The sequence below is a fragment of the Desulfosarcina alkanivorans genome (assembly GCF_009688945.1).
In the GTDB taxonomy this organism is placed as follows: Bacteria; Desulfobacterota; Desulfobacteria; order Desulfobacterales; family Desulfosarcinaceae; genus Desulfosarcina; species Desulfosarcina alkanivorans.
The window spans coordinates 5,307,281-5,334,155 of the sequence record NZ_AP021874.1; the positions used below are offsets into that span (position 1 = coordinate 5,307,281).

The window sequence follows — 26,875 nt, forward strand, 5'->3', positions numbered from 1 at the left end:
GGCACACTTTCTTTCTATGACTGAGGAATTCGTTGATTGATGAACTTTATGGAAATTTCCGCTTGCTGGCTGATGAACTGGTCCTCGTGTTCCGTGGCCTTCTGCAGGTCCGCCAAGTCTGATTCGTCAACGAAGATCGAGGAAAAAAAGAAGGCTGTCCTTCTGATTTTTTCGTCTTCACTGTACCAGAGCTCCTTGAGGGGTTTGTAGGTGTCCGGTGTGGCGTACTGGGCAAACGCATACAGCGCCGCCTCCTGGACCAGGATGTCGCTGGAGTGCAGTTTGGGCTCCAGCGCTTCGGCCAGGTTCTCTTTGGCGCCGACGTCTTTCAGGGTGTCGATGGCCGCTTTCTGGATTTCGGGGTCGCTGCTGTCCAGCAGGGGCAGGACACTGGCGGCCACGCTGCTGCGGACGCTGCCGCTTGCATTCACGGTGTTGGTCGCCAGGATGCTCAACATGTTGATCTTATCTTCTTTGGGAATGGCTTCGTTTTGCAGTGTGCTGCCATAGATCTCGCTGGCCGCGGGGCTCTGGGCCAGGACGGCCAGGGCGGCGCCGGACAGCTTTCCTTCCAGCAGTGCATTGGCCAGCAGTTCATTCTGGCGGGGATCATTCTGGCGGGACAATGCCCACACCCCTGCGGCCTGGGTTTCCTCTGCCGGCGCGTCCAGGCTCTGGGCCAGGATCTGGAACGCTTCAGGGGTATCAATGGTGGAAAGAATGGCCAGCGCGTTTTTCTGGGTTTTGGGGTCCTGGGACGTTTTAACGATGTCGTCCAGCAGCGAAACACTTTCGGGTGTGGCGGCAAAAGACAGGGCCCGGGCCGCCATGGCCTTGCTTTCCTCGTAGGGTTCCGCGATGAACTCGGCGATGAGGGGCAGCAGCTTCTCTTCGTCGCCGATCATGGCGGCGGTCACCAGGGCACTTCCTTTCTGGTTAAAATCGGGATCCCGGGCTTTTTCGGCCAGAATCCGGAAAATCTCTTCTTTCAGTTCATCATCGCCGAGCGCGATGGTCCCCAAGGCATCGATGGCCTCGGACAGGAGGGCCGGGTCGTCACCGTCCAGGAACGTGGCCAGCCGGGCAACACTCTCTTCGGTCGCCTGTTTGCGAAGACTCAATATGGTTTCAATGCCGGCCGCGGTCGTATCCTCGGCTGCCGGGCCGGTGTCCCGGGTGTGAGAACCGTGCTGGTCTCCCTTGGCGGTCTTCGCCATGGATGGCTTCACAACGGCGGGTGGTTCTTTAGTTTCCGCGGTCTGCCTGTCGGCCCCTTGCGCCGGTGACGCATCCGATGAGGCGGCCGACTGTTCGTTGTTTTGAGAGGATTGATTGTGGGCCCAGAGGCCGACACCGAGTAACAGGCAGATACTAAGAACTGCGAACACACCGAATTTAAGAGTCTTTTTGTCGCTCATGGTCAATCCTCCAAACTGTCGTCCACCTGGGTATGAATCAACGAACGCTCTTTTATAAAGGTCGGGTGAATACCCAGGATGAGAAAACCTTTGAAAACCGGCTCAGGTCGTCTGTAAAACTGAACCCCACCATCGCAAAGAAGCGATGTGCCCGCGAAGGGAAACAACCATTTCCCTTCGCGGGCCTTGCCGGTTGGCAATCAACGGTCAGTATAACTATAAGAAGTTATAGTAGTAAGTTCCGACGATGCCGATGTACTTCAGGATGACGTTGTCCGGACCGTAGAAAATGTCGGTCGGGTTGGGGTTGACATAGACCTGCACCTGCATGATGTCACCCTGTTTGAGGGCGTACATGGTTTCACCCTGGGTGTTTTTCACACCGGTCTCGGGCATGACCATGATGATTCCCTCGCTCCACAGGGCCTTGGAGGTATAGAAGGCCTCGATCAGCGGAACGGGCGGATCCAGTCCGGGAAGCGGACGGGCATCCATGGTGAAGGGGGCGGTGAACCCCGGGGTGGGGTATTCTCCCGGCCAGGCGGTGACGCTGATGACGGGGTTCTGGTTGGGGGTGAAGAAGAGCTGTCCCCAGGGCGCCCGGTAGCGGCCGGTCTGCTCGGCGCTTTCCCACACGTCAAAGGTGTTGTGTTTCAGAACGCAGTCGTAGATGTTGAGGTTGATGTCGCTCTCGGGCTTCATCTGCAGGACGATCCGCCATTCGTAGGTGGCTTCGTTCCAGGCATCTGTCATGGCGCTCAGGTAGGGACCTTCGTAACCGAATTCACCGAAACACGGATCCGGAAACCCCTGGCCGGCGCTGGTGTCGAACAGCTCGCTCAGGCAGTAGGGGCCGAGGCAAAAGCCTCTGAAGTCACTGTAAAAATTGATCGGTCCGTACGGGCCGACATTGTTGTTGATGACCTGGCCGTACTGGATCGGGTTGTTAATGGCGAATACGTTGAAGGAATCGTCGCCGACGGCGTCAAACTCCGGAACGTTTCCCGCCCACGCCGGCATGCTCAGTGCCAGTGCAGCAATTAAAAGAATGGTAAATTTGGCAATCTTCATTTTGTTCCTCCTTCTGGTAGACAGTTACGTGCTCACAGATCAGAATATCCAATCAATTTGCCTCTTACCGTTTGGTTTACCACCTCCCTTCTCCACTTAAACCGTGGCCAACCACTTGGGTTTACAACAACCGGTTGAATTTCCTGCCCATTGCCTCGTTGTTGAGCAGGAATTCATCCATTCTTCGTGAAACAAAACATATGTCGGCGTTCTCTTTTCAATTTTTCATGTATCCCTGAATATGACGGGGAAACATCTTTGACGCCTTATATGCATTCTTAACAGACCGGGTATTACAAATAGATTACAAAACCTGTTTTTTCTCAACATTGTCCCTGCAAGTACTCTCCACTGGCTGCGAAGGCATGGCCCGTTGCCATTTCGCCCAGGCCCCCGAAGTAACTGACGCTACAGGGGTGCTTCCATGATGCAATTTTTCAAGACCTCGGTTTCTTTCGAAGGCCGCAGTCCATATCCATATGACAGAACCGTTTTGCACCGCCTGTAGGTGGAAAGCGCTTCGGATTTAAGGCCCAGCCTGAAGTAGCAGGCCATCAGCCGCCTGTAGGCTTCTTCATCCATCCCGTCTATTTCCAGGCTTCTCTGATAGCATTCCACGGCCATTTTAAGATCATCCGCTTCTTCAAGATAATGGCCGAGCTTGCCGACACATCGCATGTACTTGCTTCTTATCCTTTCGCGCAGCACCACGGTCCATGGTTCCTGACTGTCTTCTTCCAGAAAATTTCCTTTGAAGAGGTCAATGGCTCTTCGCGACGTCTCGATGGCGTGTTCCCTCTTTCCCAGCTCCCAAAACCGGTCGGCATTTCCACACAGTCGTTCAAACTGCCAGACATCGACGGCGCAAAGATCCTGGTTCAGGGCCAGACAGCCACGCTCAAGCAGGATTACTTCCGCCTTCCCCAAAAGCTTGCGAAGCCGGTGAAGGGTCGTTGCCAGGTTTTGCAGCGCCTTGTCCCCCTCCGAGTCCGGCCAGAGCGCATCGGCGATGGTTTCTTTCGGAACGCCGCGGCCGCCCATGGAAATAAGGGCCTTGGCCAGGAGTATGGGCTGGTTCCTGGCTTTTCTGGCAAAACTGACCGGCGTGCCATTTTTCACCAGAGAGAATCGGCCTAATGTGAAAATTTGTATGTACATGTTGCTTTCATCCGAGCCATTCGTAGCTGTTAGAATCGTCGGTGCATCGCTTCAGAAAACCGTCCTCGCGGGACCTGTGAAACAGTTAAAAGGTCCGTGAAGCAATGGCCTGCGGTTAATTTCCAGTGGTTCCGCGAAAGGAAAAATAAAAAGAAGATGCCTCATTGCCATTAATGGCGCGCAACAGTTCCGGTCCTAACAAGCTGCACAACTTGAATCACGCACCTTGCGGAGACATCCAGGCACAACGCAACGGCCAGAGGGCGCTGGTGAAGTTGATCGACATACTTAAAACCGGAGGAGGGGTCGCTTATTGGAAAACAACGGTCGCATCAGTGCAGACAGAATCATCAACTTCCCCAAACGGCTTAGCGGTCTCGCTGGCCGAAAGGTTCTATGGATCATCACACCATTTTTGCCCAGCACAACCGGCAGTCGCGGGGCTGGTTTAATAAATTGAACAAGTAATAGAAGTATTGTTTTTCATCTGTTGTACCAAAATTGAAACGGGAGAACTGCCGTCGGTGGGATCTGGGAGCTGTCACGCAAGATGCTCCAACTTTGGTAGGAAGTGTTATAGCATAGTATATGCCAATAGAGAAGATTAATTGGTATGGTGCCTTGATTCTGGCTCGTCTTGAAAAAACCGTGCTTGAAAAATAAAAAATTTCAAAACAATACAGTATGTTGAAAATCAGATGCAGAGGGGGAAGGAGCCGTCGTCCGGAAGCCGGGCAATGGAATTGATCTCTGATCGAATAAAAATATATGAAAACTATGTAATAAAAATGAAAAAATATACATAGTTTCTGTAACCTTTTTGTAATATCACTCTCCTCCCGGCCACTGCTCTGACATGGCCTTTGATTTTTTTTTGTCATCGCGGATTATATTGCTCAGTCCATTTTTTTACCGGACCTTCTGCAATCGCAACGCATGGTTTTCCGTTGCCTCCGCCTTCCCGGGAAGACGTCCGGCCAAAGACCTGCTGCCTGTTCGATTTGCTTGCAACATCTGATAATTAAATTGAAATATCGCCAAAAAAGAACGAAAGGGGGCGTTTTGTGGTCCCTGCCTGCACCCCATGGACCTGATGGCCGGCCTTCCGCCGGACGAGAAAAACTCAAACGAATCACTGAAAACCTTAAACCGTTTTTCTTTTTGGGCCCGTCACCTCCGCAGGTTCTCACCAATAGGGTTTGCACATTTTTTGCTTCCCTATTCAGTATTCATGCTCGCAAATAACCTGCACGCACTTTTTCCTGGCTGGTCACCGTAAAATCACACTGTTGCTGTCTCCGTTCCCTGAAGGATTGCGAGTACCCTGCGACATCAAGGACCCCAACCGGTTACCATGATAGAACTGGCTGAGATATTGTAAAGGAATCAGGCCCCCGCAAGCTGGAAAGACTTCGGCCCTGCTTCTTCGGGTTTTTTTGCTCCAGCAGGGTCTCGCTGGCAGCTCCGACACCGTGGCACGGTTTATCCTTCATCTGCGTACGACGGATGGAAGATTATTGAAGGTAATTGATTTAAAGCGAATCTGTCTTTGCGAGAGGATGATACAATGAAAATGACCTTAAGCCGTATCTTGCTGTCGACGGTTATTATTCTTGTCCTGGCGACAAACGGACTGGCCGTCTCCTTTTTTCTTGATGATGACATTTCAGACAATCGTCTGGTATCCAATCGGGAATCCCTATCCGGATCATTCGGGATTCCATCGTCATGGTCGCAATTTGCACGCCCGGACGCCAGAAAAAATTTGACGGGGGGGACCCTGCATTTTTCATTTACGGACAACGACGACTTGATTAACGCCGGGTTTTTCCCTCAACAATGGGAAAGAACCGTCGAGGAAGACACCGTCCTTTTTGGAAGGAATTGTTTCGAGACGTTCAGGGACAGTTTTGAAATGGTGCGGGTTGACGCGCTGGGGAAAAGGGTATCCAGGCAAACCGGTTACCGAACTCAAATCACCAACAGCGACCGGCCGGATGACATTTTGGTCTATGAAACCCGGGGCCCCTTCGACTATGTGTATCAAACGCAATATTTCAACCGGACCATGGGCTGGGGCGGTGATATCGATTTTTCCATGAACGTTGACAGCTACTGGTTGGGACAACTCCTTGACAACGGATTTTTACAATACAACCTGAGCGCTTATATGGGCGACCTCATTTTCAAGTCCGCCCGCCTGGAACTCGACTTCGCATCAGACCCGTCTCCCGTTCCGGAGCCATCGACATTCCTTCTTCTCTCTGCCGGGTTCCTGCTGCTTGGAAAGGTCCGGGCCGGGGTTCGCCGAATTCCAGGAAAGCGGGGTTGTAGGCGTTCACAGGGTGCCGCATCCGCTTCGTTTCCGGCCATTTGAAGTCCCATTCGTACGTCTGCATGCCTGAAGCCTTGCCTCTACGGCACCCTGGTCGGCCCCCGTCCGCCTTCCTTTGAGATCGATCCCAGTATCAATGAATGGTCGGTTTGTCGCCATCATCGTTGTTCTTGCCGTTGATGACGGTGAACCTGCCACGCTGTTTTTTCTGGCGGTGCCGGACCCATTTCCAGCGCCACCAGCCGGCGTCCAGCCATCGGGTCGGCGCACGGAAGTAAAGCCAGGCCAGGCCGATGCCGCCCAGGTGATAGGCCCCGTGGACATTGGTCCGGGCCAGGAAGGTCAACGCGGTGACGACCAGGGTGCCGTAGCTGAGATACTTGGCTTTGACGGGCAGCACGAACATCAGCAGGATGGTGGACTCGGGCCGCAGCAACCCGAAGACAACGATCAGTGCCAGCAGGCTGGGCATCATGCCGGCGTATGGGGCGCCAAAGGCGGTCAGCCCGCTGAAGGCCAGGCCGGCTGCTGCGCCGCCCACGGCGGCGATGATATACAGCCGCAGAAATCCGCGGGTTCCCAGTGCCGATTCGATGGTGCCGGCAAAGAAATAGAAGACCAGGCAGTTGATCAGAAAACCGATGGGCGCCCCGGGGTCGTGGATGACCGGGTGGGTAACCGGTTGCCAGATGTGGAAAAAACCGCTTTTAAGCGGGCTGAGCGCCAGCCACTGATAAACCGGTATGCCCATCCAGTGTTCGCCGATCAACTCCAGAACATAAATTGCCGCATAGACGATCAGCATGATTTTGCCGACCGGTGTCAGTGAACTGCCGAACCCGATTGTCTTTCGATGGTCGTGTGCAAACATGATTGGTGATGCCTGTCTCTTAATGGTTGAATGGAACGAAAACTTCATGAGCCGTCGAGCTGCGACTCTCGGGCGGATTATCTTCTCTCAGTCTTCTGTGTCCTTATCAAAAGAAACGGTCAGCGCATAGGCGCCGTCCTCGAAACGGCTGTGGACCGGATAGCCGCCCCTTTCAAATACCTTGATCATGGCCTGGTTGGTGGCCAGCACGTCGGCCGTCATGCCCCGGGCACCGCGCTGACGGGCCAGGCGGGCCAGCATCCGGTAAAGATAGGTGGCAATGCCCAGCCCCTGGTAATCCTCATCCACGACAAAGGCCACATCCACGTACGGCTTGTCCTTGTGGCGGGCAAAGCGGGCTTCGGCGATGATCTGCCCCTGGCCCGGCGGCCCCACCAGGCCGACCACGGAGAGCACATCCCGGTAGTCCACATTGACGTAGGCCTGCATTTTGGCGTGGGGCATGGTTTTTATGGGGGTGAAGTAGCGGTAGTAGATGGCCTTGTCGGAAAAGCGGTAAAAGAGTCGGCGCATCCCTTCCTCATCGGACGGCTTGAGGGCCCGGAAACGGACTGCAGTGCCATTTTTGAACGTGTGGCGCTCGGTAATCTGCGAGGGATAGAGATGGGCGCTTTCCGCCAGAAAAATCTGGTCCCGGTAGATGATGTTTTCCGCCTTGGCCTCGTCCACCAGACCCGACCGGTCGTCCGGGTGGGCAATCTCGATCAGGGCCTGGGCCCGCTCCCGCAGGGTCCTGCCGGACAGGGAGGCGATGCCGTATTCGGTGGCGATCATGTTGACCGAATCGGGCAGATTCAACTGGTTGGGCATTCCCTCGATGGAGATGCGGATATTGTTTTCTCCCTCGAGGTTGCGGCTGGGCAGGGCGAAGATGGTATACCCCCCCGGCGATATCTCGGCACCGTTTAAAAAATCCATGGCCTGGCCCGGCCCGGAAGTGACCTGACCCTTGCCGGCGTACATGGCGATGCGTCCGGACAGGTCCACCTTGCGGGCCGGGAAAATGGCCACGAATCGTGGATTCCTGCCGATTTCCATCGGATTGAAAACGTTCTCGATGCTCTGGAATTCAACCAGGGGGTTGCAGTCCAGCCAGCGCATCAGTTCCATCGAGCCCATGGCGTAGCAGGAGAGCGATTTGCCGCGGAAGGTGCTTTTGCGGCGGTTGGTGACCGCCCCGCTTTTAACCAGGGCCATGACCGCATCGGTGATAAAGGGCGTGTGGACGCCCAGGTCTTTTTTACCGGACAGGTGCCGGGGCAGGGCTTCGAACAGGGGGCCGAAGGTGAACCCCAGGCAACTGCCGTCCTCGATCACCGAGGCCACGTTGGCCGCCACCCGGTCGTAGACGTCGTCCACCGGCCAGCAGGGAAACACGGGTGCCGGCTCGCTGCTTTCCACCAGCAGGTCGAATTCATCCACGGAAACGAAGGTATCGCCGTAGGTGCGGGGGATGTTGGCGTTGACCTCCCCGATGACCACGGATGCCTGGGCCATGACCCGCCGCCCCACATCCACGGCAATGCCCAGGGAACAGAGCCCGTCGGCGTCCGGAGGGGTGACCTGGATGATGGCCACATCCACCGGCAGCTGCCGGCCTTTGATCAGCCACGGAATGGCGGAGAACCGGCTGGGAATCAGATCGACCCGGCCGGCGGTGATGGCCTCGCTGGCCACCCAGCCGGAAAAGAAGGTTTTCAGCCGGTACTTGTTGGACCGCAACTCCTCCAGGGAAATGGCGTCCCCGAAGCTCAGGAGCTGGATCAGGGTCAGGTCCTGGAGGTTCAGGGCGTCCGAGGCCATCAGGCGTTTGACCAGGGTGCGGGGTTCGGCCGCACCGGTGCCCAGGAAAATGTTCATTCCGGGTTCGATGCGGGCCAGGGCCTGGTCCGGCGTAACCCGTTTTCCCTGCCAGTCGGTTTTTGGGGTTGCGGTCATCGCTGCTCCACTGGTTGGACGCTGAAAGGGTTTACGTTTCGGGCGTCGCCGGTTTGTCGTTACAAGGATCCGGGGATTGCAGGGGGCAAGAGGCCGAGTCTTGCGAATCGTATTCCTGATCATTGCGGCGCACTTCCCTTGACCCCTGAAACACTCCGAATGTAACCATCAACATTGAGAAAACAATCGACGCCGGGCGGATCGGGTGTTATGAGACCCCCTGCTGGCTGTTGAACCTTAAATTTCCAGATCAATGAGGAACCGCACCATGAAATATGATTTTGACCGGGAGATCAACCGTAAAGACACGCAAAGCGCCAAATGGGGCGTGATCCAAAACCCCGATAACCCGTCTCGCTGGCATGCCACCGATGCCTATTTCGGTGAAAACCGGATTCTGCCCCTGTGGGTGGCGGACATGGATTTTCCTGCGCCCCGGCCGGTGGTGGATGCCCTGGTCCGGCGGGCGCAGCACGGCATTTACGGATACACGATTCGAACGGACAGTTACGACCGGGCCGTGGCGGCATGGATGAAACGGCGGCACGGCTGGGAGATCGATACCGGGTGGATCGTCTCCACGCCCGGGGTGGTCCCGGCGGTCAATTTTCTGGTCCAGACCTTCGTGGAACCGGGTGAACGGGTGCTGCTCCAGCGGCCCGTCTACTATCCTTTTTTCAATGCCATCGAAAACAACGGTGCTGAAATTGTTTCCAGCAGCCTGATCCTCAAGGATGGGCGCTACGAGATGGATTTTGACGATTTCGAGAAAAAGGCCTCGGATCCGGCCGTCACCTTCTTCATCCTCTGCAGCCCCCACAATCCGGTGGGCCGGGTGTGGACCCGTGAAGAACTGACCCGCGTCGGGGAGATCTGTCTGAAGCACCGGGTGCTGGTGGTGGCCGACGAAATTCATGCCGATCTGATTTACCGGGGGGTCACCTTCACGCCCTTTGCCGGCATCAGCGAGGCCATGGCCCAGAATACGGTGGTTTGCACGGCTCCCAGCAAAACCTTCAACCTGGCCGGCCTGCACACCTCCAATATCATCATCCCCAACACCACCCTCAGGCGACGTTTCCAGCGGACCCTGGACCGTTGCGGTATGGGCAAATGGGCCAATCCTTTCGGTGTGCTGGCCTGCGAGACCGCTTATCGGGAAGGGGAGCCGTGGCTGGAACAGGTCATGGCCTATATCGAGGGAAACCTGGATTTCCTGCAGGCGTTCATCGACACCCAACTTCCGGGCGTCCGGGTCATCCGGCCCGAGGGCACCTACCTGGTGTGGCTGGACTGCCGGGAACTGGGGCTTGACAACCGTGCACTCAAGCGCCTGATGCTGGAAAAATCGCGGATCTTTCCGGATGAGGGCTTCATCTTCGGTCCCGAAGGGGACGGGTTCGAGCGGATCAACATCGCCTGTCCGCGGTCGATTCTCAAAGATGCGCTGACGCGGGTCCGGAAGGCGGTTACCGGTTGAACATCACAAACCCCGCCACAATCAGGGCCATGCCCGCCAGGTGGAAGGCCTTCAGGGATTCCCCCAGAAAAATGACTGCCAGGGCGGCCGCGAAGACGGGAATCAGGTTGATGAACAGGCCGGTTCGGTTGGCCCCGATGACCGCCACCCCCCGGTTCCAGCAAAAATAGGCCACGATGGACGGGAAAATGGCCACGTAGCCGATGCTGCCGGCAACGCCGGGCGTCAGCACGAAGGTTCCCACGGCCGACATCTCCCACAGGTAGAACGGCAGCAGGCCCAGGCACCCGAGACCAAAGGTGTAAGTCAGAAAACTCATGGGATGCATGTTCGGCCGTTTGGGCAAAAGGGCCGAATAGAGGGCATACAGGACTACCGCCACGACCATGATCAGGTCTCCCTGCACCAGCGCCATGTCGACCAGCGCCTGCCAGCGGCCCTTGAGGACCACCACGCCGGCGCCCACCACGCACAGGGTTACGCCGGCGGCCTGAATCCAGGAAACCCGCTCGCCGTATAGGATCATGGAAATGACGATAATGACCGCCGGCATGCTGGTCTGGATCAGGGCGCCGTTGATGGCCGTGGTGGTGTGCATGGCCATGTAGAGCAGGGTGTTGAAGCTGGTGACGCCGAAAAGGGCGAGCAGGGCCAGGATTCGCCACCCGGCCTTGGCCGTTTTCCAATCCCGTCTGACGTAGGGCCAGGTCAGCGGCAGGAGAATCAAAAAGGCCACGGCCCACCGCCAGAAGGCCAGTGCTGCCGGGGGAATCAACGTGGCCACCCCCTTGGCCAGGACGATGTTGCCCGCCCAGCACATCGGTGCCACGGCCACCATGAGAAAAGCGGGCAGGGTCGATTTGGACGTTGCATTCATGGTGGCTGCCGATCTCCGTAGAAACGGGGTATGGGGAATCGCCAGTCGATACCCGGTAACGGTCACGCCGTTGTACCCGAAGCCCCCCCGTTTTGCAAGGTGGCGGAGCGCCGTACCCTGTCCTGGCCGCGGGTCTTCCTGTCCAATCCAGTTTGCCGGTCATCCGGTGATGGACGGCCGGAAATACCGGTGCCCGCCTGATAGACGGAATGCCCCTGCCTGTCAGTCGAAGCCAGTTGCTGCGCGTACGGCTGGACCGCCGGACGTGATCCATTCGACCGACTCTGGACCAAATAGAGGATAAGAATTATTTTTTAGTTTAGACTCTTTGATAAAAAAAAGTTGCACAACCACCATTTATCATTTTATTTTTTGGTCTTATGCGCTTTAACCTGGGTCGGCCACCGCCGGTTTGTGCCTGTGTCAACGCTTGACAGGGGGTGGGTCCTTTCCTAAATTTATAGACAATCTCTATCTGCCACCATCCGTTGATTGACAATCACGATGATTCCCAGACCCATGCCACCATTATAACAAAGGAGGATCTTATGACTGAAGAGATGGCGGTCGGCTGTTCAAGGCCGACCGGTGGACCCGTTGGCGAAGAACCCGATCAGGAACCTGAAACCGCCGCGCCGCAGGCGCCCAAGGAGGTGAACTCAATGATTCATGTCGGCCAGAAAGCACCGGATTTCGTAGCCTCCGGCTATCAGCAGGGAAAATTCATCAACACCAAACTTTCCGATCACCTGGGCAAATGGGTGCTGGTCTGCTTCTACCCCGGTGATTTCACCTTTGTCTGAGCGACGGAAATTTCGGCAGTTGCCGAAAAATACGCTGATTTCAAGAAACTGGGAGTCGAGGTCATGTCCATGAGCATCGACAGTGTGTTTGTCCACAAGATGTGGGACGACCACGAACTCTCCAAAATGGTTGAAGGCGGCGTGCCCTTTCCCATGCTCTCCGATACGGGCGGCAAGGTGGGCAAGCTTTACGGTGTGTTCAACGAAGAGGCCGGTGTGGAAAACCGCGGCCGGTTCATCATCGACCCCGACGGTGTGATCCAGGGCTACGAAGTCCTCACCCCACCGGTCGGGCGCAACGTCGAGGAGACCTTCCGCCAGGTCCAGGCCTTCCAACTGGTCCGGGAGACCAAGGGCGCCGAGGCCACACCGTCCGGCTGGCGGCCCGGAAAAGAGACGCTCAAGCCCGGTCCCGACCTGGTGGGGAAGGTGTGGGAAGTGTGGAAGACGAGTATGGCCTTTGATTGAATCCGGTAACTGAATCGATTCTTTTGCCGTGGTGGGTGATACTCCGCTGTCCGCCGTGGGGTATCGCCCATCCGGTCAGAGGATGCTCCCTTTGTCGTTTTTCCTCACATCCGCCCATTTTTAACCCGTTACCATCCAAAATACCGGATCCTGGAGAAAAGAGAACCCGCGTAATTTCGAAAAAGGAATGCCGCCGGTGGAAAGTCAGCATCGCTGTTCCGGTATCCTATTGTTGCCCGGCGATGTGCGTTGACACCGAACCGGGATTACGGCATAACACCGTGAGTGCCATCCTTTTTGCAACCAGCCACCAATCAAGGGAGGAAATATCATGAAGCAGGGCAAATGCCCCAAGTGCGGGTCCGCGAATATTTACGCTTCCGAGGACCTGCCCCTGAAAAGCGGTCCCTTCGGCAGCAATTCCATTCCCGTCAGCCTGACGGCCATGGCTGCGCTGGACAATTTTGTCTGTGTGGACTGCGGACTGGTGGAAAGTTATGTGGCCGACAGGTACATGTTAGAGAAAATTGCCAAGAAATGGAAGCCGGTCAACGAAAAGGCGGATGACGAAGAGTAGCGTCTTTCAAGAGAATACATAATACAGGCGTCGGGATATAGAAGCAGGAGTCGCCTCGGGCTCAGTCATTCTTAAAAAACAGCCGGCGCGAAGCGACATCAATTCTTCCTTGCTTCTGGCTTCTGTTTACTGAATTACTGGACACACCACATACAATTGCCCATTGTCCTTTGGGCCAGGCGTCTTTATTAAAAAAGGTAATCCCATGTCGTTTCCCTTTTCCAGCAATCGCATCCGCGGTATTCGCCATTTCGGCCTGATCTCGCGTGTGCTCATCAAACACGGCATGGGTGAGATCGCCGATCGGCTGAAAGGACGAACCGGCACCAAGATCAAGTCCGGACTCCCCGATCCGGTCCGTATCCGGAAAACCCTGGAGGAGCTGGGCCCCAGTTTTATCAAACTGGGCCAACTGATGAGCACCCGCGCCGACCTGTTTCCCCCGGAGTATATCGACGAATTCACCAAGCTGCAGGACCAGGTGCCGCCGGTTCCCTTCGACGGGATTCGGCGCCTGATCGAGGCCGAACTGGGCCAGTCTCCTGACCAGCTTTTTGACAGCATCGACGAGACAGCCATGGCGGCCGCTTCGGTGGCCCAGGTGCACACCGCCCGCTTGAACACCGGGGAGAAGGTGGCGGTGAAGGTGATCCGTCCGGGGATCGAAAAGCGCATCCGCAAAGACATCCAGCTCATGTACTACTTTGCCGCCCGGTTCGAACGGGCCTTCGACCTGGGCCGCATCGTGGGGGCCGTCAACCTGGTCAAGGAGTTCGAACGCACAATTTTCCGCGAACTGGACATGCTGATCGAGGCCGGCAACATCGAGCGCTTCACCCGCAGCTTCAAGGATATCGACGAGATCTATATTCCCAAGGTGTATTGGGATTACACGGCCAAATCGGTGCTGGTGATGGAGCATATCGAGGGGGTCAAGATGGACCGCGTGGACGACATCCGGCGCCAGGGCATCGACCCCCAGGACGTGGCCATGATCGGCCTGCGCTCATTTTCCCGCCAGCTCATGGCCGCCGGCATCTTCCATGCCGACCCCCATCCGGGCAATACCCTTGTCATGCCCGACGGCCGGGTGAGCCTGGTGGATTTCGGCATCGTGGGGTACCTGGACGAAGAGACCATGATGCAGATCGCCCACCTGTTCCTGGGCTTTGCCGAACACGATTACGACATGGTCATGGAGGCCTTCGAGGCGGCCGGTCTGGTGGATCCCCGGACCATGGACCTGAAACACTTTCGGGTGGACCTCAAGGATATGGCCGAGCCCTTCTACGGCCGCTCCCTGAAGACCATTTCGGTAAAGGACGTCTATGATCAGACCATGCGGCTGGTGTTCAAGTATCGCATCCGCATGCCCCGCAACCTGCTGCTGCTTTTTAAAACCTTCATCCAGACCGAGGCCCTGGGAAAAATTCTGGGATCGGACGCCAGCCTGCTGGAGGTAACCCGGCCTTACGCCAAGCGCCTGCTGCAGCAGGGCTACGAGGCCCACAAGGTACTGAAGAACATGGGCCGGGACATGAAGCTGTTCGGCGGCTACCTGCGCCAGATGCCCCACCTGGCCCACGGCCTGTTCAAACGCCTGGCCACGGACCCCCCCCGCATCGAGTTGCGCCACACCGGTCTGGATGACTCCTCCAAAAAATTCGAAAACGGCATCAATCGACTCACCCTCGGGCTGGTGACCGCCGCCTCGCTGATCGCCGCCTCCCTGATTCTCAACTCCACCCGTAAAGTGCTGCTCTTCGAAGTTGATTTTTTTGGCGTGCAGACCCTTTCGATGACCGATGTGCTCGGATTTACGGGCTACGTCATCGCCACCCTGCTGGGTCTGTGGCTGGTATATTCGATTGTGCGATCGGGGAAGTTATAAACTGGCGACTGGCGGGGCTTTCCGCCTGCGGGTATAAAATGCCGCGACCATTCCCCGCAACTTCAGACCGTTTCTCCTGATGGGCCTGCCGGGACAATGACCCCGGCCTGGCCGGCAGTTGGCTTCAGCGACCCGGATTTCAGGAATGGGGGTGACCATGCTGCTCCGCAAGAATGTGATGATTGTGGACCCGTCTCCGATTTTTCGTCGCAGTCTGAAAGCCGTCATCGAGACGAATGAAACCCTGGTGAACGTTTCCGAAGCTGAAAACGCCGACCAGGCCAGAGACATCCTCGGCAGTCAGCCGCCCGATGTGGTTTTTCTCGATATGTTGCTTCCGCTGGAGACGGGCCTCGGCTTGATCGCTTCCGTCAAGGCGGTGGCTGCGGATATCCGTCTTGTCGTGCTGACCGGTCTGGACGCGCCGCAGGTCAAAGCGGCCGCCTTGGAACAGGGGGCGGACTATTTTCTTTCCAAGGAACACGCCACCGGGTTGCGCCTGATCGATGTGATTCATGAAACCATCCGGCGATAATGATCGCCATGATCGCTGAAAATCCGTCGCCACCGTCGGTTTTTCTCCCAAAAGGCCGAATAGCTGTCAAACCGCCTGCGGCAGCGACTTCAACGTGCGAAAACTCACCAGCCGCTGCTTTGCTTCATCCCAGAGGTTCAGCTTCAGGCACTTGAGGCTGCCGCGCAGGGTCAGTGGTTGGACGGCCTTAAGGGCCGGGATGCCATCGCAGCATTGCTGCAGATGGTAATTGGGAATCCGGGGCCGTACGTGATGAACGTGGTGCAGTCCGATATTGCCGGTGAACCACTGCAGCACCTTCGGAAGCCGGTAATAGGAACTGCCCTCAAGGGCCACGCGCATGGGGTCCCAGTTCTCATGGCGCGCCCAGTACACCCCTTCGAACTGGTGTTGGACGTAAAACAGCCACATGCCGGCACAACTGGCAACCAGGATGATGGGCAACTGGATCAGAAGGTAGGTGCGCAAGCCGATGGTCAGCCCCGCCAGGAGCAAAACCGCCAGGATGGCCAGGTCCGTGAGGAGTACGCTGATGCGGTCGCGCCGCCTGGCGCCGGCGGTGGGGAAACGGTTGAGGACCAGGAACAGGATGAGTGGCCCCGGTCCGAACAGGACCAGGGGATTGCGGAAAAAGCGGTAGGCGAACCGCTTTCGCAGGGATGCTGCCCGGTATTCCGCCACCGTCATCGTCCAGATATCGCCGGTGCCACGGCGATCCAGGTCGCCGAAGGTGGCGTGATGCCTCCCGTGGGCGCGTCGCCAGTCCTCGAATGCGGTGAAGACCAGGATGCCGGTGACAAACCCCATCAGGGTATTGGCTCGCCGTGAGGCGAAAAAGGAGCCGTGGCAGCAGTCATGGAAAAGGATGAAAATGCGCACCAGCAGGCCCCCGGCCAACACGGCCAATGCCAGCGTCATCCAGTAGGGGGAGCCGTTTCGAATCATCAGGATCATCAGGGCCCATAGGCCGGCATAGGGCACCATGGTGTCGATGATCTGCCACGTTGCCCGGCGGATATCGGGCTTGCCGTATTTCGCAGTTGCCGGGTACCAGTCAGGCTTGGCCCTGGCGGGGCCGCGGGCGGGGGCATGGGGGATGGGGTGCATTGCGTCCTCCTATCGGCTTGATCAAGGGCCTCAAAGCATATCAATGCGCCTGCGCTGTCGAAGAAAGGGGGGAGTCAGATCAGAAGAAAACCGGCGGTCATGCCGGGGCCGGTCAGAGCGGGTAAGCCACCCTTGAAAAAATCATCACAAGCCTTAAACCTCAGTATACGCTTTCCCACCGGATCTGTCCACAGGACCGCTTCTTCTTTCCCGCTCAAACAGGAGGGCCTGAAGGCGGGGGCCTGAGTCGGTGGGGCGGCATGCCCGCCAGTGCCATGGAACCCGCCAACGACGACCGGTTGGCTGGTAGATCTTCAGCAGGTTCCATGGTGAAAAGACGGCTAAACCTTGAAACGTGAGACCCGTGCGTCGAGCTGTTTGGCCAGATCGGCGAGGCCGGCGGCGCTTTGCTGAATATGGTCGCTGCTGGCGGACATCTCCTTGGAAGCGATGTTAACCGTCTGGATCTCCTCGGCGATCCGGGTGGAGACCGCTGAACTCTGGGCAATGCTGCGGGTGACATCCTGAAGGCCGGCGTCGGATTGGGCCACATTCTTCGCAATCGACCGGGTTGTCGCCGCCTGTTCTTCCACCGATGCCGCTATGGAACCCACCAGATCGTTGACGGAGCCGATCACGCCGGCGATCTTTTTTATTTCTTCCACGGTGCTTGTGGTTGAATTCTGAATCCCTTCGATGTTGGTTTTGATCTCCCGGGTGGCACCGGCCGTCTGGTTGGCCAGGTCTTTGATTTCGTTGGCAACGACGGCGAACCCTTTGCCCGCCTCGCCTGCACGGGCCGCTTCGATCGTGGCGTTGAGGGCCAGCAGGTTGGTCTGTTCCGAAATCTCGGTAATCACTTCGGTGACTTTGCTGATCTGGGCGGCGGCAGCGCCCAGTTCGTTTACCTCGCGGGATGTCGCCGTGACCTTGTTGACGGCATCGCCGGAAACAGCGCTGGCTTTACCGGCGTTCCGGGCGATTTCGGATACGCTTGCGGACATTTCCTCGACGGATGCCGCCAGCATGCTGATGGCTTCCGCGGCTTCCCGGGTGGCGGCCGTCACCGTATCCATGTTGGCACTCATTTCGCTGGCTGCCCGGGATACCCGGCGAGCCTTCTCCCGGGTCCCGGTGGATCCGCCGGACATCTGGTCCGCCGTATTGGACATTTCGTCGGCCGCGCCGGTCAGGCTGGCAGCCTGGGCGCTCATGTCCCTGATAATGCCGCGCTGCTGCTCCACGAATGCGTTAAAGCAGGTGGCCAGTTCGGCAATTTCATCCTTGCCGACCACCGCCAGGCGCCGGGTCAGGTCGCCTTCGCCGCTGACGATATCCTTGAGGCCGGCCGAAACGCGGCGTACCGGGGCGACCACCAGCCGCTGGACCAGGACCCATACACCGGCGCACAGGATCACCAGCACCACTGCCGTCATGCCGATCAGTTCGTTGCGAAGGGTCCGCACCGGTGCATAGACTTCATCCATGGGGGCCGTGACGCCCATGCGCCATCCCGAATCTCCGATAGGGGCCACTCCGGTGATTTTCTCCGTTCCCTCGTAATGGTATGAGAAGGCTCCCAGGTTGGTGTCGAGCATCCGGCGGCCAAAATCGAATTCTTTCAAGTCAAACTTCATCAATTGGCTTTTATCCGGATAAGCGAAGATGATGCCCTCCTCGTTGAACATGAATCCGTAGCCGGTTTCCCCCACCTTGATGGGATCCACAAAATTGGCGCTGATGTCCGCCAGATTGATCACTGCATAAAATACCCCTTCAATCTTCCCGTTTTGTATCACAGGCGCAGCGGTCGTGAAGATCGGCTGTCCACTGGTTTTGCTGATCAACAGGCCTGAGCGGTTTGGCTGGCCCAGCAAGGCTTTTTGAAAATACCCCCGTTGGGCCACATTGGTGCTGCCGATGGTCTCGGGATGCGACGATGCGATCACCAGGCCTTCGCTGTTGGTCAGGCGGACGCCGGCGATGTGGGGGTAGTCCTGTAAAATTTCCGTCATTTTCCTGCTTGCACTTTTACGGGCGCCCTTGGCCAGCATGTCAGCCCCCAGGGCGATGCGGTAGATGCTGTCCTGGCTCCAGCTATGCAGGTCCGCATCGTTTCGTTGCAGCCAGCTTTCAATAAACGCCGATTGGTTTTTAGCAATCGCGATCAGTTCGTCATGAACCTCATGTTCCAGGGCCGACGAGGCGCTCATGATGGAAACGGTCAGGGAAACGATCATACTGATCATGACCAGAAGCAGCGTGGGGATCAGGAACTTGGTGCGAAGTTTCATATAACGTGCATACTCCTTCAATGGTAAATTCGGGTTGGCGTCGCTGTTCGGAACCCTGTTATCGAACCGGCGTCACCAAACTTTAGCCGTTATCCGGCGTCGCAGGAAAAATGGGCCCGCCCCCCGTTACCCCCCAAAAAAAACAAATTATCCTTTTGAGCACGGCTGACGCCTCAAGTTTCCGCTTATGGGGGCGATCTATCTACATAGATCATGGAAATGCCGGTTAAATGGTCTGCGAAGGGTTTGTTTAAATCAACCTTGAGGAAATGAAATGATTGACGTCTCAGTCGATGGAAAACACAAAAACACATGGATTCATCTTGTGATGTCTCTTCTTGCCGCTGCCGTGCTGCTCTGCCTTTCCACACCCGCTGGCGCCGAAGAATTGGACCTGACCGGAATGAGTCTCGAAGCGTTGATGGACGTCAAGGTCACGTCGGTCAGCAAGAAGGAGCAGCATCTTTCGGACAGTGCCGCGGCCATTTTTGTCATCACCAATGACGATCTGCGCCGCTCCGGCGTTACCACCATTCCCGATGCCCTGCGCATGGTGCCGGGGTTGAACGTGGCCCGTATCGACGCGAATAAATGGGCGGTCAACAGCCGGGGTTCAAACAGCCGATTTTCTGAAAAACTCCTGGTGTTGATCGATGGGCGCAGTGTCTACACGCCCTTTTTCTCAGGCGTTTACTGGGAAGTGCAGGACGTCATGCTGGAAGATGTGGAACGCATCGAGGTGATTCGCGGTCCCGGCGCCACCCTCTGGGGAGCCAATGCGGTCAACGGGGTGATCAACATCATCACCAGAACGGCGGCGGATACCCAGGGCGGCTTGGTGTCGCTGGGCGGGGGCAGCTTTGAAAACGCCTTTGCCGCCGCCCGCTATGGCGGCTCAATGGGGGAGAACACCCATGCCCGCCTGTACGCCAAAGGCTTCGATCGGGATGCCTACGAGTATCCGGACGGCAGCGATGCAGGCGACGACTGGTCGATGCGCCAGGGCGGATTCCGCATCGATTCCGAACTGACCGCCGGTGACAGCCTGACGGTTCAAGGCGACATCTACCAGGGGGATATCAACCAGCAGCTTGAGCTGCCCTCACCGGAGATGCCCTACCTGTCGCCGGTGGACGATTCGGCCGAGGTGGCCGGCGGCAATCTGGTGGCACGCTGGCAGCGCATCCTGTCATCGACGTCCGAGTTGACCTTTCAGGCCTACTATGATCGCAACGACCGCCGGGAGGCATGGACCGACCAGGAGCTGCACAGTTACGATATTGACCTGCAGCACCATTTCAGGGCGGGAGATCGACACGATCTCGTCTGGGGCGCGCGGTACCACGGTACCCGGGACGATTTCAACAACACATCCATTGTCAGCCTTGATCCGACCCATCGCAGCGACGATTTGTTCAGCGCTTTTTTTCAGGATGAAATCACCATGATAAAAGAGCGCCTGTGGCTCACCCTGGGCACCAAACTGGAGCATAACGATTACACCGGAAATGAATTCCAGCCCAGCACCCGGCTGTTCTGGGCGGTGGATGCGACCCACAAGGTCTGGGCCGCCGTGTCCCGTGCCGTGCGGACCCCCTCGCGAGTGGAGACCGACGGCCAGGTGGTCAACGCGGTCATCCCTCCCGCCAACATGTTCATGCCGCCGATCCTCCTGGCGGCAACGGGAGACGGCAACTTTGATTCGGAACGCCTGACCGCATACGAACTGGGCTACCGATTCATTCCGGATCACGCCATTTCCCTTGATATCGCAGCCTTCTACAATGACTATGAAAACCTGCGCACCATCGAGGACGGCCCACCCGTTTTTCAGGGAACCCACATCCTGCAGCCCCTGGTATTCACCAACGACTATTCAGCCCACACATACGGGGTTGAACTGGCATTGGCCTGGCAGGCATGCGACTGGGCGAGGATGGATCTGGCCTACAGCTATCTGGACAGCGATCTGGAAGCGTCCCAACTGCTGGGAACGGCACCCCGGCACCAGGCTTCCCTTCGCTCGGCCATCTCACTCCGGGACGGTCTCGACCTCGATATCTGGTTCCGCTATGTGGACGAGGCGACGACGGTGTATGCTGATTCCGCCAATCCCTTCTATCCTATTGACGACCATATCTCCCTCGATCTTCGCCTGGCCTGGCGACCCATTCCGGACCTCGAACTGTCCGTGGCCGGCCAGAATCTGCTGGACAGCAGTCACCTGGAATTTGTCCAGGAGGCCTATACCCGGCCCACGGAGGTTCAACGCAGCGTATACGGGAAGATCACCTTTCGTTTTTAGGGATATCGATGCAGGGACGCCCGCATAAAATAAAACGATGCAGCCGGATCTGCCGTTTCTGCACCATTCTGGTGTTGCTGGGGCTATGCCTCCCGAGGATGGGAGCGGCCGGCGCCCCAAGTTTGAAGGCGGATAGCGTCAAAGCGGCCTTCGTATTGAACTTTGCCAGGTATACCCAGTGGCCCGATCATTCGTTCTCCAGTCCAACGGCCCCCATTGAACTTATGGTTATTGGCGGCGACGCTACGCATCAGGCATTCGCCGCCATCAACGGAAAAGTCATCGGCTCACGGAAACTTCGTCTCCGATTTATGAAAACCGCGGAAGTGGCCGATAGTTGCCATATGATGTTTATCAGCCGGGATGTGGATCGATCGATGCTGTCCGGTGCGCTGGCTGCTGCCGCGAACCGGCCGATCTTGACCGTTGGCGACATACCGAATTTTATCCGGGATGGCGGCATCATCAATATCTTCAACAAAAATAACCGTTTTCATTTTGAAATACAACCGGAAGCGGCACGACGGCAAGGCCTGAAGCTCAGTTCCCGGCTGTTGAAACTTGCCATCATTGTCGGTGATTGATGAACAAGGTATCCATGCTGCCCAACCCAAAAAATTTCTCCATCAGGAAAAAGCTGTTTATTCTGTTGAGCCTGACAGCGGTGGTGACACTGCTTCTGGTCACCACCGCCCTGATTTTCAACGAAAAATGGAGTACCCGTGAAAACCTCGTGCGGGAACTGCGGTCCATGGCCGATGTGGTTGCCCTGAACATCGGTGCCGCCCTGTTGTTCAACGATGAACAGACGGCCAGGGAAGATCTGGCCTCCCTGGCTGCCAAACCCGAGATCGTCGCGGCCACGTTGTTCGATAAGGACGGGAATGTTTTCAGCCGGTTCGGCAAGGGAGCCGGTGATGGGGCCGCCCCGGTGGCCGCCCTGAGAGAACGCTTCCCCGACCCGGAGCTCTTTTTCAGAAAGATGGTGGCCGATGGGGGAACCTTTTTTTTCTCAGGAGGCCAACTGCATGTGCTCCGGCCGGTGATGGTCGACCGTACGATGGTCGGGGCCATACTACTGGTCGACTCCATGCGGCAGACGCATGAACGGCTGAAAACGTTCTACATGGTCGTGTCTTCGACGGTCTTCATTACGCTCATCATTGTCCTTTTTTTATCCGCCCGGCTGCAGAAAATATTTACCGCCCCCCTGTTTGGCCTGATGCAGTCCATCGATGCGGTCATACGGGAGAAGAATTATGCGGTGCGGGTCCGGAAACAGAGCAATGACGAGTTTGGCATCCTGATCGATCGTTTCAACGGCATGATCGACGAGATTCAACACCGTGATGACGACCTCAAGGCCTACAGCGCCGACCTTGAAAAACGCGTCGAATTGCGCACGGCGGACCTTTCCGCAGCGAAAGGCGAACTGGAAGCCGTGGTCGTTTCATTAGAAGCCGCTAAAGCGGCGGCTGAAGATGCCAGCAGGGCCAAATCCCAGTTTCTGGCCAACATGAGCCATGAAATCCGCACGCCCATGAATGGCGTGCTGGGCATGGCGGGGCTGCTGCTCCAGACAGACCTGACCGCCGAACAGCAGCGCTTTGGGACGACCATCCAGAATTCGGGTGAGTCGCTTCTGGCAATCATCAACGATATCCTCGATTTTTCAAAAATCGAAGCCGGAAAACTCGAGCTGGAAAATATCAATTTCGATCTGCGGATGCTGGTGGATGATGTAATTCAACTACTGGCTTCCAGGGCGCACAAAAAGCGGCTCGAATTGGCCGCATTTATCCCCGAGGGTACCGATATCTATTTGAAAGGCGACCCCACCCGGCTTCGGCAGGTGCTGACCAACCTGGTCGCCAACGCCGTGAAGTTCACGGAACAGGGGGAGGTCGTTGTCAAGGTTTCGACCACCCGCCGCTCGGGAAATTTCGTGACCCTGAAGGTTTCCACCCGGGATACCGGCATCGGGATCAGCCCGGCCGACCGTCAGCGGCTATTCAACCCATTTTCCCAGGCCGATGGCTCCACCACCCGCAAATATGGCGGCACCGGTCTCGGTCTGGCTATCTCCGCAGAACTGATCGTCTTGATGGGAGGCGTTCTGGATTGTGAAAGCGAGCCCGGGAAAGGATCCAACTTCTTTTTTTCCCTTGAACTGGAGCGGAGCCTGGAAACGGAACATAAAAAAAACATTTCCGATAGGACCGGGCTGGATGGACGGCGGGTGCTGATCGTCGACGACAATGCAACCAACCGGGAGATCCTCGTGCGCCAGACCGCTTCATGGGGGATGGACAGTGACAGTGCGAGCCGGGGGGAGCAGGGGATAGAAAAACTGTCCGCAGCGAGCCGGAAGGCACAGCCTTTCGACCTGGTTATCCTTGACAGGGATATGCCCGGAATGGATGGGATCGCGGTTGCCCGATGCATCAAAAACGTTCCGGCCATTGCCGACACGCCAATGATCATGTTGACCTCGGTGGGGTTGCACGGTGATGCCCAAACGGCACAAGCGTGCGGCATATCCGCCTGTCTGACGAAGCCGGTCTGTCAGTCCGAGCTTCAGGCCACCTTGCTGAATGTCATCGGCGAGGGGGGGGGCGAGCCGCAGCAGTTCGATACCTGCTGCCGTCCGGCAGAAGCGATGGGACAATTTGACCGCCATGTGCTGGTGGCCGAAGACAACCCGACCAACCAGGACGTCGCCCAGGGCATGCTCAGAAAATTCGGTTGCCGGGTCGATGTGGTTTCAAACGGCCACGAGGCGGTCCAGGCTTTTTCCAAACGCACCTACGACCTTGTTTTCATGGACTGCCAGATGCCGATTCTGGACGGTTATCAGGCAACTGCCGGTATCCGCCGTCAGGAACGGGAAAACGGCGCGGTCACCCGCACACCCATCGTCGCCTTGACCGCACATGCCCTTGAGGGAGACAAAGAAAGATGCCTGTCGGCGGGGATGGATGATTACATGAGCAAACCGTTCAAGGCCGAGCAGATAGCGGCGGTGATCCGGCGATGGACCGGCCACCGGTTCCCCGGGAATGAAAAACAGCCCGGACCGGTGCACGAAACGCCCCCGGACAAGGATCGGGGGGCATCCGAAAAGCACCCTGCGCCCATAGACAAAAGTGTTCTTTATACGCTCAAGGAGCTTCAGGTCGAAGGAGAACCCGACTTTCTTAAACGGGTGGTCATGACTTACCTGGATGGCTCCCGCCCCATGATCGGGGAACTGGAAACGGCGTATGCAATAAAAGATGCCGACAGCATGCGGCATATTGCCCATCGGCTGAAATCAAGCAGCGCCAATGTGGGCGCCCTGCGGCTGTCCGAATTTTGCCGAATGCTGGAAATAGACTGTAAAAACAATTCCGGTGAAGATGCTGAAATGATGGTTTCCGCCATTGTCAGCGAATTTGAAGCCGCAAAGAAGGTATTGGAATGGGAGATAAGCAACGGATGACGGGAAACGATGAATCCGGGGTGAGGCCGTTGGCGCTGGTGGTTGACGATGACCCCTCCCTGCGGCTCTACATGAGCGCGGCCTTGAAAAAATCGGGTTTTAATGTGCTGGAGGCGGAAAGCGGAGAGGCGGCGCTGGGTCTTTTCACAACCGGCCGGCCGGATCTGATATTGCTTGACCTGGTGATGCCGGGGATGGACGGGTTCGAGACCTGTCGGGCCGTTCGCAGGCTGCCCGGGGGGCGCTACACGCAAATCCTCATGGTGACCGGATTGGATGACAACGATTCCATCGAGACGGCCTTTGACGCCGGTGCCAATGATTTCGTATCCAAACCGATCAATTGGACGATCCTCGGCCACAAGGGGAAATACCTGCTGCGGGCCGGACAGGCCTTTAAGGAACTGGACCGCAATCGCAGGCGTCTGGCCAAAACACAGGAACTGGCACGGTTGGGGAACTGGCAGATCGACCTGGTCAGTTTCGAGTTCAGCTGTTCGTCCAAAGCATCCCGGCTTCTCGGATTCGATGGCTGGGGGCAGATTTCCTACGATGATTTTCTGTCGGCGATAATTGCCCGCGAGCGGGATATGGTGAAGGAAAAGATCGATCAGGCCGTTCAGTCCAACCAGAATATTGTCCTCAATTATCCTGTCATTCTTCCCGATGGTACGCAGAAGCATATTTTGAATCAGGGTGAGATTCTATACAAAAAAAATGGCGAGCCGGAACTGATGCTGGGGGTGATTCAGGATGTTTCCCGGCTGAAACAGGCGGAGGAAGAAATCCGTTTGCTCGCGTTCTATGACAGTTTGACGGGGCTGGCCAACCGTGCACTGTTTATGGACCGGCTCGAGCAGGCCATTGCCAGTGCAGGCCGCACCCGCCAAAAATTTGCCCTGCTGTTTCTGGACCTCGATCAGTTCAAGCTGATCAATGATACCCTCGGGCACCAGATCGGTGATCTGCTTTTAAAACAAGTGGCCGCCAGGCTTAAAACCAATATCCGAAAAAGTGACACCGCCGCCGCCCCCGGCATGGATTCCCCGGACTCCGTCATTGCCAGGCTCGGTGGTGATGAATTCACGGTTTTACTCTCCAATATCGATGAGCCGGAATCCGCCGCCAGGGTGGCTGCCCGCCTGATCAGGGAAATCGCCGACACCTATCACCTCGAAGGGCATGATGTGGCAATGACCACGAGCGTCGGCATCAGTGTTTTCCCGGCAGACGGGACGGAATCCAGCACCCTTTTAAAAAACGCGGATTCCGCAATGTACCATGCCAAAAAAAACGGGCGCAACAATTACCAGTTCTACATGGAATCCCTCAATCGGGCGGCGACAGAACGTTTTTCCATGGAGCGGGACCTTAACAAAGCGCTGGAAAACGAAGAATTTGTCCTTTTTTATCAACCGCAGGTCGATCTTGCCTCCCGCCGAATCGTGGGAGCCGAGGCATTGATCAGATGGATTCACCCGCTCAAAGGAATGATTGCACCGGACACGTTCATTCCCATTGCCGAGGAATCCGGCCAGATCATCGATATCAACCGCTGGGTGCTGCAGGCGGCATGCAACCAAAAGCGCGATTGGCTCCATGCCGGCCTGAAAGCGATCCGTGTTGCGGTCAATCTCTCGGGCTACAAACTTTCCAGTCAGAATATCATCGGCACCATCAAAGAAGCCCTTGGTAAAGACAGCGCCGACTACCAGAACCTCGAGCTCGAAATTACCGAAAATGTGCTGATGCAGGAAACCAGGGAGACCTTGTCCACGCTCAAGCAGATCAAAGCCCTGAAACTCAGAATCGCATTGGACGACTTCGGGACGGGATACTCCTCACTCAGTTACCTGACGTCGTTTCCCGTGGATGTTATCAAAATCGATCGCTCTTTTGTGATGGGATGCATCACCGAACCCAAAAATCTGATCATCATCAAAGCGATCATCGCCATGGGGCACAGCATGGACAAACGGATCGTCGCCGAAGGAATCGAGACTGAAGAACAGTTTTCACTGATGAAAGCACTCGACTGCGACGAGGGGCAGGGCTATTTTTTTAAACATCCGGTTCCCGCAGCGGATTTCGCGGAGTTCCTGGCAAAAGAAAAATTATAACGCCCGGTCCTTACAGGATCGATACTGAAAACCCTTTAATTCTCCCCGGCCTATGGATGTCCTGACCATTTACCTGATACCGCCGATTCCGTCCCTGTGGTTCAGCCTGACACTGGCCGGCATCG

18 protein-coding genes are annotated in these 26,875 nt (G+C 56.8%); 10 read left to right on the forward strand and 8 right to left on the reverse strand.

Features of this window, described 5'->3' with window-relative positions:
• Positions 1-14: 14 nt before the first annotated feature.
• From DSCA_RS23250 to DSCA_RS23260, 3 genes are all read right to left on the reverse strand, one after another.
• Positions 15-1,418, reverse strand: a complete 1,404-nt coding sequence (locus tag DSCA_RS23250) for a HEAT repeat domain-containing protein (protein ID WP_155318720.1) — start codon at positions 1,416-1,418, stop codon at positions 15-17.
• A 216-nt stretch (positions 1,419-1,634) separates the two neighbouring features.
• The gene (locus tag DSCA_RS23255) at positions 1,635-2,489 is read right to left on the reverse strand and encodes a hypothetical protein (RefSeq protein WP_155318721.1); all 855 of its coding nucleotides are present in this window, start codon (positions 2,487-2,489) and stop codon (positions 1,635-1,637) included.
• Between the two features lie 408 nt (positions 2,490-2,897).
• On the reverse strand, positions 2,898-3,647 hold the full coding sequence (locus tag DSCA_RS23260; protein ID WP_155318722.1) for an AfsR/SARP family transcriptional regulator: 750 nt from the start codon (positions 3,645-3,647) through the stop codon (positions 2,898-2,900).
• 1,567 nt (positions 3,648-5,214) lie between these two features.
• Here DSCA_RS23260 and DSCA_RS23265 point away from each other — a divergent pair.
• The gene (locus tag DSCA_RS23265) at positions 5,215-6,024 is read left to right on the forward strand and encodes a PEP-CTERM sorting domain-containing protein (protein ID WP_155318723.1); all 810 of its coding nucleotides are present in this window, start codon (positions 5,215-5,217) and stop codon (positions 6,022-6,024) included.
• A gap of 91 nt (positions 6,025-6,115) precedes the next feature.
• Here DSCA_RS23265 and DSCA_RS23270 read toward each other — a convergent pair whose 3' ends face one another.
• Both DSCA_RS23270 and DSCA_RS23275 read right to left on the reverse strand, forming a co-directional pair.
• Positions 6,116-6,853, reverse strand: a complete 738-nt coding sequence (locus DSCA_RS23270) for a rhomboid family intramembrane serine protease (RefSeq protein ID WP_167527926.1) — start codon at positions 6,851-6,853, stop codon at positions 6,116-6,118.
• Between the two features lie 87 nt (positions 6,854-6,940).
• Positions 6,941-8,812 carry a bifunctional acetyl-CoA hydrolase/transferase family protein/GNAT family N-acetyltransferase gene (locus tag DSCA_RS23275; protein WP_155318725.1) on the reverse strand — a complete coding sequence of 624 codons (1,872 nt, stop codon included), beginning with the start codon at positions 8,810-8,812 and terminating at the stop codon, positions 6,941-6,943.
• Positions 8,813-9,080: 268 nt separating this feature from the next.
• Between DSCA_RS23275 and DSCA_RS23280 the strand changes: the two genes are divergently transcribed.
• Positions 9,081-10,292, forward strand: coding sequence for a MalY/PatB family protein (locus tag DSCA_RS23280; RefSeq protein ID WP_155318726.1), 1,212 nt, complete (start codon positions 9,081-9,083; stop codon positions 10,290-10,292).
• Here DSCA_RS23280 and DSCA_RS23285 read toward each other — a convergent pair.
• The gene (locus tag DSCA_RS23285) at positions 10,282-11,169 is read right to left on the reverse strand and encodes a DMT family transporter (protein WP_155318727.1); all 888 of its coding nucleotides are present in this window, start codon (positions 11,167-11,169) and stop codon (positions 10,282-10,284) included. The genes DSCA_RS23280 and DSCA_RS23285 overlap by 11 nt on opposite strands.
• Before the next feature lie 548 nt (positions 11,170-11,717).
• Here DSCA_RS23285 and prxU point away from each other — a divergent pair.
• The 4 genes from prxU to DSCA_RS23310 all read left to right on the forward strand — a co-directional run bounded on the left by prxU (position 11,718) and on the right by DSCA_RS23310 (position 15,443).
• Positions 11,718-12,440 (forward strand): thioredoxin-dependent peroxiredoxin, encoded by a 723-nt coding sequence (prxU, locus tag DSCA_RS32695; RefSeq protein WP_231716257.1) that lies wholly within the window; start codon positions 11,718-11,720, stop codon positions 12,438-12,440.
• 331 nt (positions 12,441-12,771) lie between these two features.
• Positions 12,772-13,017, forward strand: coding sequence for a hypothetical protein (locus tag DSCA_RS23300; protein ID WP_155318730.1), 246 nt, complete (start codon positions 12,772-12,774; stop codon positions 13,015-13,017).
• A gap of 205 nt (positions 13,018-13,222) precedes the next feature.
• A complete protein-coding gene (locus tag DSCA_RS23305) occupies positions 13,223-14,908 on the forward strand; it encodes an ABC1 kinase family protein (protein WP_155318731.1) in 1,686 nt (561 codons plus the stop codon).
• Between the two features lie 157 nt (positions 14,909-15,065).
• Positions 15,066-15,443: a response regulator transcription factor gene (locus DSCA_RS23310; RefSeq protein WP_231716553.1), complete on the forward strand. Its 378-nt coding sequence runs from the start codon at positions 15,066-15,068 to the stop codon at positions 15,441-15,443.
• A gap of 66 nt (positions 15,444-15,509) precedes the next feature.
• Here the strand turns inward: DSCA_RS23310 and DSCA_RS23315 are convergent, their stop codons facing one another.
• Both DSCA_RS23315 and DSCA_RS23320 read right to left on the reverse strand, forming a co-directional pair.
• A complete protein-coding gene (locus tag DSCA_RS23315; RefSeq protein ID WP_155318733.1) occupies positions 15,510-16,550 on the reverse strand; it encodes a fatty acid desaturase in 1,041 nt (346 codons plus the stop codon).
• Between the two features lie 341 nt (positions 16,551-16,891).
• Positions 16,892-18,844 (reverse strand): methyl-accepting chemotaxis protein, encoded by a 1,953-nt coding sequence (locus DSCA_RS23320; protein ID WP_155318734.1) that lies wholly within the window; start codon positions 18,842-18,844, stop codon positions 16,892-16,894.
• Positions 18,845-19,118: 274 nt separating this feature from the next.
• On the opposite strand from DSCA_RS23320, the gene DSCA_RS23325 reads away from it, so the two are divergent.
• The 4 genes from DSCA_RS23325 to DSCA_RS23340 all read left to right on the forward strand — a co-directional run bounded on the left by DSCA_RS23325 (position 19,119) and on the right by DSCA_RS23340 (position 26,750).
• Complete coding sequence (locus tag DSCA_RS23325) at positions 19,119-21,149, forward strand: TonB-dependent receptor plug domain-containing protein (protein ID WP_197904651.1); 2,031 nt, start codon at positions 19,119-19,121, stop codon at positions 21,147-21,149.
• 98 nt (positions 21,150-21,247) lie between these two features.
• Entirely contained in the window at positions 21,248-21,733 is a 486-nt protein-coding gene (locus DSCA_RS33335; RefSeq protein WP_407924258.1) for a YfiR family protein, read from the forward strand.
• Positions 21,733-24,630 (forward strand): response regulator, encoded by a 2,898-nt coding sequence (locus tag DSCA_RS23335; RefSeq protein ID WP_155318736.1) that lies wholly within the window; start codon positions 21,733-21,735, stop codon positions 24,628-24,630. The genes DSCA_RS33335 and DSCA_RS23335 overlap by 1 nt, the downstream gene beginning before the upstream one ends.
• Positions 24,609-26,750 (forward strand): EAL domain-containing protein, encoded by a 2,142-nt coding sequence (locus DSCA_RS23340; RefSeq protein ID WP_231716259.1) that lies wholly within the window; start codon positions 24,609-24,611, stop codon positions 26,748-26,750. Before DSCA_RS23335 ends, DSCA_RS23340 begins: the two co-directional genes overlap by 22 nt.
• The last annotated feature ends 125 nt before the right edge of the window (positions 26,751-26,875 follow it).